This window comes from Peptidiphaga sp. (assembly GCF_057238965.1).
In genome coordinates this window covers 1-7,723 of sequence record NZ_DBHHEV010000104.1, presented here as the reverse complement: position 1 = coordinate 7,723, position 7,723 = coordinate 1, and the positions used below count along the sequence as shown (strand labels likewise).

The following is a 7,723-nucleotide window of genomic DNA, read 5'->3' as shown; positions in this document are numbered from 1 at the left end:
CATCGCGTCGATCACCCGCCCGTTTTGCGGGGACTGCGACCGTACGAGGCTGACCGCGGACGGCCAAGTTCGCTCTTGCCTTTTCGCTCGGGAGGAAACGGACCTTCGTTCGCTTCTGCGCGCGGGCGCCGATGACGATACAATCGCCGATGCTTGGCGTGCGGCCATGTGGGGCAAACAGCCCGGACACGGCGTGGACGATCCGAGTTTTTTGCAGCCTTCGCGCACGATGAGCGCGATCGGAGGATGAAATGACAGTCAACTTGCGATACTTCGCCGCTGTGGCAGAGGCCGCCGGCGTGACCGAGGAAAGCGTCAGCCTGCCCGCGGGCGCAACTGTCGGGGATCTGCGTGCGGCCTTGATCGCCGCACGAGGGGCCGGCTTTGCCAGGCAGCTCGCCGTGAGCGCGCTTCTGATCGACGGCGCCCACGCCGACGACGCCGCCCCGTTGCCTTCCGGAGCCGTCAGGGCGGACGTCCTCCCGCCGTTCGCCGGCGGGTGAGCCGAGCCGTCGGCCAGGCGCGCTGACAGAGTCTCGCAAACTGTTCGGCGAGGTCGATCCTGCCGCGCCGGGGGCCCAAGTGGACCCAGCCCTGCTCGGCGAGGCTCCTCGCCGAGTCGATCCTGCCGCGCGGGGGCTCTAGCTGCCGCAAGCGACGTGACGTCCAAATCCGCCGGTCGATCCTGCCGCGCGGGGGCTCTAGGCTTGGCCGGTCTACTCCGCCGAGCCGTTGATTAAGCCTGGCCGGTCCACTCCGCCGAACCGTCGGCGAATTCCTGCCGTTTCCATATGGGCAGGCGGAGCTTGACCTGCTCGATGACGGCCTCGAGGACGCGCAGCGCCTCCTTCCGGTGGGAGGCTGAAACCGCTGCGCCCAGTGCGATCTCGCCCACGCGCAGACCGCCTGTGCGGTGGAGCACCGCGATCTTGCACGCCCCGCTTCCCGCGGCGACGTCGGCGGCGATCTTTCGAACGACGTTTCCGGCTTCGGGGTGCGCCTCGTAATCGATGGAAACCACCGGCCGGGCGTCGTCGTGATTGCGCACCTGCCCGCAGAATGTGACGACTGCGCCCGCGCTTGGATCGTCCACGGCGGCGGCGAGGGCCTCCATGTCGATAGGCTCGGCGGTGACGCCGGCGACGATCGCCTCGGCGTCGGAGCCGTCGCTGCGGCCTCGATTCTGAATGGCTATCGTTGCGGCTTTGTGCGGCGCGGGATGGTCGCCGTCAGCAAGCTGGTCGACGATGTGGCCCAGAAGGGGGCCGACGGCGGCGACGGCGTCGCGCACGCCGCCCGTCGATCCGGGCGCGTTAAGGATGAAAACCCGGCGTCCGTCCCCCTCGATGACGCCAGCCATGCCGCGGGAGAGGGCGGCGGTGGGAACTCGGGGATTGTCCCGCAGAAGGTCTTCGACGCCGATGAGCCTGCGCGCGAGCAGCGGCTCGGTCGCCTCCGGCGTGAGGTCGCGGCTGGTGATTCCCGTGCCGCCCACGGTGAGGATGGCGTCCGCCCCCGAGTCGGCCGCCTCGCGGATCGCCGCCTGCACCGATTCGACGCCGTCGCGCACCACCGCGGGCCCCTCGACTTCGCCGAAGTCGGCGAGAAGCCGAACGGCGAGCGGGCCGGAAACGTCCTTGCGTTGCCCGGAAAACGTGCGGTCGGAGACTGTTATGACGGCGATCCTCATGTGGCACGAGTTTAATCGATGCGCGCATTCCGCTTCGCATCGCGGATGCAGGCTGTGTCCGCTCGCGCCCTCTGCGATGCCCTTCGGCACGGCGCGCCGCCCTTCTCCATTGCCTCGCGCAAGGCGATGCCCGATCAGTAAAGGCGATGCCCGATCAGTATTGGCGTGCCGCAATGTTGGCTCGATGTGCCACGAGATTGGCTTGGCGTGCCACAACATCGGCTCGCTGCGCCATAGGTCGGCTCGCCGGCAGAGGCTCCGCCTGCTGCGAATATCCGCGTGCTGCGACGCTCAGCGGTACCATGGCGGTATGAGTCTTCGCCCCGCAGTCGAGCCTGAAAGCGTGCTCGACAATCGCCAGCGCACGCGGTATTCGCGCCAGATTCTCCTCCACGGCGAGGACGGCCAGGCCCGTTTGGCCGCGGCGCGCGTGCTGGTCGTCGGCGCTGGCGGGCTCGGGTCTCCCGCGCTTATGTACCTCGCCGCCGCCGGCGTGGGGACGATCGGGATCATCGACGACGACGTCGTCGACCTGTCTAACCTTCATCGGCAGGTGATTCACGATTCGACCGCCATCGGGACGCCCAAAGCGGTTTCCGCCGCGGCGAAAATCGAGGCGCTCAACCCCGACGTCGACGTGATCGTGTACCCAGAGCGGCTCACGGAGGAAAATGCCGCCCAGCTGATGTTCGGCTACGACATGGTGTTGGACGGAAGCGACAATTTCTTCACCCGCTACACGGTGGACGCCGCGTGCTCCGAATTGTCGATTCCCGAAGTGTGGGGGTCGATCCTTCGATACTCGGCGCAGATTTCGGTGTTTTGGACGGGCGGACGGGCGCGGCAGTTCGGCGTCAAGGAGCCCGGCGTGTGTCTGCGCGACCTCTTTCCGAGCCCGCCGCCCGCCGGGGCGACGTCGAGCTGCGGAGAGGCCGGCGTGATTGGGAGTTTGTGCGGCCAGGTCGGCTCGATCATGGCGGGCGAGGCCGTCAAGCTCATCACCGGCGTCGGCAAACCTCTTCTGGGAACCGTGCTGGCGCTAGACGCCCTGAACAACCGATATGAGACGATTTCCCTGGTTGGCAGGCCTGACAGGCCGGCGCCCCTGAAAGGAGAACGCTTGATGAATGCATGCGGCGTTCCGGGCTACTCGGAAAGAGGCGGGCTCGGGTCAAATGCGTTTGGCTCAAATGGGCTTGGGTCAAATGCACCTGGGTCAAATGCGCCTGGATCGCACCTGGCCGAACCTGGCGCCCATTGGCCGCAGGGGTCAGAATTGGACGCGTGTGCAACCTTGGGGCCGGGAGCGGCTGCGCCGAAAGCGCGTGGGTCCGCGTTTGACCCCTCCGAAACGTGGGTGCCCGGGGCGAGCATGCAGGGGGCTGGTGAGCCAGGGCCGGGCGAGCTGGAGTTCGATGCGTCCGAAACGTTGGTGCCGGGAGCGGGTGTGCCGAGGGTGCGCGAGCCTGGATTTGATCCTTCCGAAACGTGGGTGCCCGGGGCGGGTGAGTTCGAAATCCGCCAGTCTGAGTTTGATGTGTCTGAAACATGGGCGCCCGGAGCGGGTGCGTCAAAGGCTCCTAAGCCTGAGTTCGACGCTTTTGAAAGGTTGAGTTCCCAAGAGAGTGGAACAGGGTCATTTGCCTTTGAAACGAATGCCCCGGAGGCGCGAGTTTCGGAGCGGGGCGACGCGGCAAAGGCTGCTGCGCCCGAATCAGGCCCGGCTAGATCAGCCCCGGCTAAATCGGGCCCGGCCGAATTGGGCTCGACCGAATCGCGTCCAGTCGAGTCAGGCGTGACGGGATCCCGTGCGCCTGACTCGGACGACGTCGATTCGAGCTTGCCTCAGGTGCGCGTCTCGGAGCCGAGCATGTTTGGGCCAAGTGCGCCGGGGATGCCTGCGCCTGAGACGAATGCGTCGGAGGCGCGCGCTTCTGAACCGGGTGCGGCTCAGTCCAAGCCGAGGAGGGCCCAATCCCGAAGCGCGATTCGGCCTGGACCGGGTGCGCCTCGATTTAGGCGGGGCGCGGCCGTGTCAAAGCCGGGGACTGCTCAATCTAAGCCGAGTGCGGCCGTGTCTGAAACAGATGCGCTTCAAACGAAACCGGGTGCGGCTCAGACTGAACCAGGTGTGACTCGGCCGCGGCCACGTGCAGCTCAACCTGACTTAGGTGCAGCTCAACCTGAGCCGGGCACGGTCGCGCCAAAGCCGGGTGTGGCCCGGCCTGGTGGGGATGATGTGGGCGTGCCGGAGGCGAATGTGAGGGAGGTGGCGGTCAGGCTCGCGCAGGGGGCGAAGATGCTTGATGTGCGCGAATCCCACGAGCGCGCGATTTGCGCGATCCGGCCGTCGACGCACATTCCGCTCGCCGACGTCCTGGCCGACCCGTCTGCTGCGGCGAAGAGACTTCCCGAGGGGCCCGTCTACGTCTACTGTTTGGGCGGGGTCCGCTCGATGCAGGCGGCGAAGGCCCTCGCCGCCGAGGGCGTTGAGGTGATCAACGTTGCGGGAGGCCTGAAACAGTGGTGGCTTTACGTCGATCCGTCGATGCCGCGCTACTGACTTCCGGCTGCCAATGGTCGCAGGATAACCAGATCCCGACGGCGCAACTTGCTGACTTGTTCAAGCAGGGACGCGTGACGCTCGCAGTCTGACAGTGGGGCTGCAGATAGTGCGTCTCAGCTGTTTGCCGGCAGTCCCGCCCGCGGCAGTGAACGTGGGACGGCCGTGGCTTCATGTCTGATGAATCGGTGCGTCCGCGAAGTGCCGCCAAGGGAAAACGGCGGATGCCTCCTTAGCTTCGCGCCTCGGCGGCCGCCCAAGGCCGTCCGTGTCCAAATGGTGAGAGGGCTCGCAGTGGAACGACTTCTGAAGGCATAATTCTCATAGATGGAAAGGGTGCTTAAGCGAGGCCGCTCCAATGAATACGTAGGCGTCATTTAGAGAATGTTATATTGTAGCAATCTTGTTTGAGTTAGTCCTGCAGGTTGGCGAAATTGTGCTAAGCAAAAGTCTTTCGAAAAAAGGTATTGATTGCCGTTGGGGTGGGTGGTAGGTTGTTCTTATCCAACGAAAAGTTGGGTCACGCATATCGATATGGATCACGTAAACAAACAACAACCATGGAAGGGTCGCCATCATGGCTTACGATCCAAAGAAAGAATATGATTATGCAGATGTCCCAGAGCTGGTCGGCTATCTGAAGCGATCAGCCATCGACGCCTACATGATGACGGGGCCCGGAGCGCTTGTGCGGCGGTGCTCCATTGAGGAGGACAAGTACGTTATATCCATTTCCAGACCGCCCGAGGGTGTCATGCGCATTAAAATTGCGCGACCCGCGGCGAGCGGCAAAGGAGGAGGTCATGAACTTGAATCGGAGTGGACCGCGAGCCAAATGAGTTATACCGCTGAGTTTGACAGCGTTCGCGGATGCGTGGACAAAATCGTTGACCCTTGGAAAGAACTTCCCGATCCTAAAGATGTCGACAATGAGATCGAGAAGTGGATAACCGCCGTAAGCCCGCTTGCGAAAGATCCGCAGACAGTTGGCAATAAGTCCACCGGCGGGGGAACGATCTTTACCAACCTTGACCAGGCTGGAAAAGCTTTAGGGAACATGAGTGGCGAAGTTATCCATAAGGTTGAGACTTTTGTGGCTAAGCTTGCCAGCGTCACCGGAGGTCTTCATGACAAGACAATGGTGCTTGGCGGAGCACTGAACTCCGAAATGAAGATGTTCGAAGAAACGCGCGCTTCCGTGGTTAAGGCTCTCCAACAGGGGATCAAGGTCTTGGATGCCGTGGCGTTGAGTGAACGGGAAGGCTTCAAAATGGTTCTTGAGATCGTTTCGGCCACAATTGATGCAGCACTTATATTTACAGCACCAGAGGTTGTGATAGAGAGAAAGCTTCTTCAAACTTCATCAAGAGCACTTCAAACTCTTAAATCGTCTCAAGATGCGATGGTTGACGATGAAAAAGTGGATAGCTATGATTCGGCGATAAGCCAGCTCGAGAGTGCTTTCGAAGCAATAAATAAGAGCGTGACAAAGGCGGAAAAGGGGGTGGAGGGTATGCTAATCGGCAATCTGGATTCGATGTCGCAGAGTGACCATAGAAAATATTATGACGTGACGATGGACCCTATCGATTCGAGTGCGATAGAACCGGCTCCTGAGTTGAATGTGGACTACGGAAAAGCGAAAGGCGTTTGCCGCAAATTTGGAGATGTGCGCACAAGCGTGATCGAAGCTAAGGACAGTCTGCCTCGCGTTTCGATGTTTACGTGTCTTCTGAGAAGCGGAGTCATCGGCATCGGTTCCTATGGTCCGGCGCACGCATTCTCCGATCTGAATGTGCGCATAGAGAAGCTGTTAAAGAACCTCGCCGACGACATTGAGAACGAGGCGAAGAATTTCGACCTGGCTGTCGAAGCAATCGTCAGCCAGGACGCACAGGCGCGAAGCCGACTCCAGGAAACCGTGGATTACATTAAAGGCAATCCAGGTGACCCTTGGGCGGAATCGAAGCCTGCTCCGCAACGAGTGAAAGGAAACACAATTGTCTAAGAAGGCCTATCTGATTACGCGGAGCGCCGTTGCTTTGGCGGCGGTCGCCGTGTTCTTCTGGCTGTTTCTTGTTCCGCCTTCGATTGAGTCTGGGACCGGAAACACTTACTCGTCTTGTCACCCTGTTGGCTGGAACTTTTCCGACGATCTGGACCCGTTGGTCAATGATTCTTTTGACGTCGAGAGTCCAAGCAAGGTCCAGAAGTATCTCGACGGCGCCATTGCATACAAGATGGAGGCGAACGAGAGAATAAGGAGGGATATTCAACGGCTTTGCCATGAGGCGCGTCTGGAGCGCAGTGTGCTGATCGTTTCCTCGCTGATCGTCTTTGCCGTCGTCTTCTTGTCGGTTCCCAAGCCCAAACCTTCGAGCGACAGGGAGCCTTCGAGCGACAACGGGTCTTCGGGAGAGAGCAAATCGTTGAGCGGCGACAGCTCGTTGGGTGACGGTGGACCTTCGATCGGTGTCGGATCGTCAAACGGCAAAGCGGAGAGCGAGCCGTTCAACGACGAGCCTAAGCCCGGAACGGTCCAGGCCTGAACACCTGTGAGGGACATCCCCGATGGCAAGACGGACCGAAGAACGGTGCGAGGTTGAGCAGGGGTCTGGGTCGCCTGTCAAAAAGACGCTGTCTTAAGCTCTCGGGAAGCTGGCCTAAATCCAAGGCGGCAGAAAAGCCGAAGAGAGAACCTCGAGCGGAGTTTTCAGAACTTTAGGGGTTGGCACTCAGAGCTTCTGGGAGGCGGTATCGCTTATTCCTGAAATATCGTCCGTAAATATCGTCCGTTTGGCTTAAGGAGGTGGTCTATGGAGTTTGAGGCTAACCCCTATAACCCCGTGGCGGGAACCGAAGGCTGCTCGCGTCGCCAAAGGAAGGAATCAAATTGTCTAAACCGGTTTATCTGGTGGTTCGGACGCTTGTCGCTCTTGTGGGTTTCGCGGCGTTCTTCTGGCTGTTCCTCACGCCTCTTTCGATAGAGTCCGGAACAACTGACAACGTGTACTCTGGATGCCACCCTGTCGGTTGGAACTTCAACGGCGATTACCGTCCCTTGCATGACGATTCCTTCGACGTCGAGGACTATGACGCGGTCAGAGAGTACGTCGGCTATAAGTCGCAAAAGCCTCTCAGCGACGACATTAAGAAGGGAATACAAGAAGCCTGCGAAGAAGCGCGCCATGAGCGGGGCATCGTCAGTGTCGCAGTGTTGACGTTCTTCGCCGTCATCTTCGTATCGGTTCCGAAGCCTCGACTCCCAAAAGGAAGCGCGGACGGCGAATCGTCTAATGCCGAACGGCAGCTCAAAGTGTCTGGCAAGGAGGTAAAGCGTTGAACTATCGGAAGCTGAGCCGACAAAGGCGGTTGTGGGCGAAATGCACACCAAAGTCAGCCCGCCAATCAAGCGGAGGAGACCAAAATGTCTAAGAAAGCCTATATGATTAAGCGGAGCGCCGTTGCTT

At 60.7% G+C, this 7,723-nt stretch carries 6 protein-coding genes and 1 pseudogene; 6 read left to right on the top strand and 1 reads right to left on the bottom strand.

The annotated features are described in order from the left end of the window. Positions 1 to 250, top strand: a pseudogene (locus ACO48X_RS10075) (GTP 3',8-cyclase MoaA); the annotation flags it as partial. 1 nt (position 251) lies between these two features. Then, entirely contained in the window at positions 252 to 503 is a 252-nt protein-coding gene (locus tag ACO48X_RS10070) for a MoaD/ThiS family protein (protein ID WP_484993295.1), read from the top strand. A 233-nt stretch (positions 504 to 736) separates the two neighbouring features. Here ACO48X_RS10070 and ACO48X_RS10065 read toward each other — a convergent pair whose 3' ends face one another. Beyond that, the gene (locus ACO48X_RS10065; RefSeq protein ID WP_485001956.1) at positions 737 to 1,690 is read right to left on the bottom strand and encodes a molybdenum cofactor biosynthesis protein MoaE; all 954 of its coding nucleotides are present in this window, start codon (positions 1,688 to 1,690) and stop codon (positions 737 to 739) included. A gap of 310 nt (positions 1,691 to 2,000) precedes the next feature. On the opposite strand from ACO48X_RS10065, the gene ACO48X_RS10060 reads away from it, so the two are divergent. From ACO48X_RS10060 to ACO48X_RS10045, 4 genes are all read left to right on the top strand, one after another. Further along, positions 2,001 to 4,253: a ThiF family adenylyltransferase gene (locus tag ACO48X_RS10060; RefSeq protein WP_485001955.1), complete on the top strand. Its 2,253-nt coding sequence runs from the start codon at positions 2,001 to 2,003 to the stop codon at positions 4,251 to 4,253. Between the two features lie 577 nt (positions 4,254 to 4,830). Then, positions 4,831 to 6,261 carry a hypothetical protein gene (locus tag ACO48X_RS10055; RefSeq protein WP_485001954.1) on the top strand — a complete coding sequence of 477 codons (1,431 nt, stop codon included), beginning with the start codon at positions 4,831 to 4,833 and terminating at the stop codon, positions 6,259 to 6,261. Then, positions 6,254 to 6,802 carry a mesoderm induction early response protein 1 gene (locus tag ACO48X_RS10050; RefSeq protein ID WP_485001953.1) on the top strand — a complete coding sequence of 183 codons (549 nt, stop codon included), beginning with the start codon at positions 6,254 to 6,256 and terminating at the stop codon, positions 6,800 to 6,802. The genes ACO48X_RS10055 and ACO48X_RS10050 overlap by 8 nt, the downstream gene beginning before the upstream one ends. Positions 6,803 to 7,146: 344 nt before the next feature. Beyond that, a complete protein-coding gene (locus tag ACO48X_RS10045) occupies positions 7,147 to 7,596 on the top strand; it encodes a mesoderm induction early response protein 1 (RefSeq protein ID WP_485001952.1) in 450 nt (149 codons plus the stop codon). The last annotated feature ends 127 nt before the right edge of the window (positions 7,597 to 7,723 follow it).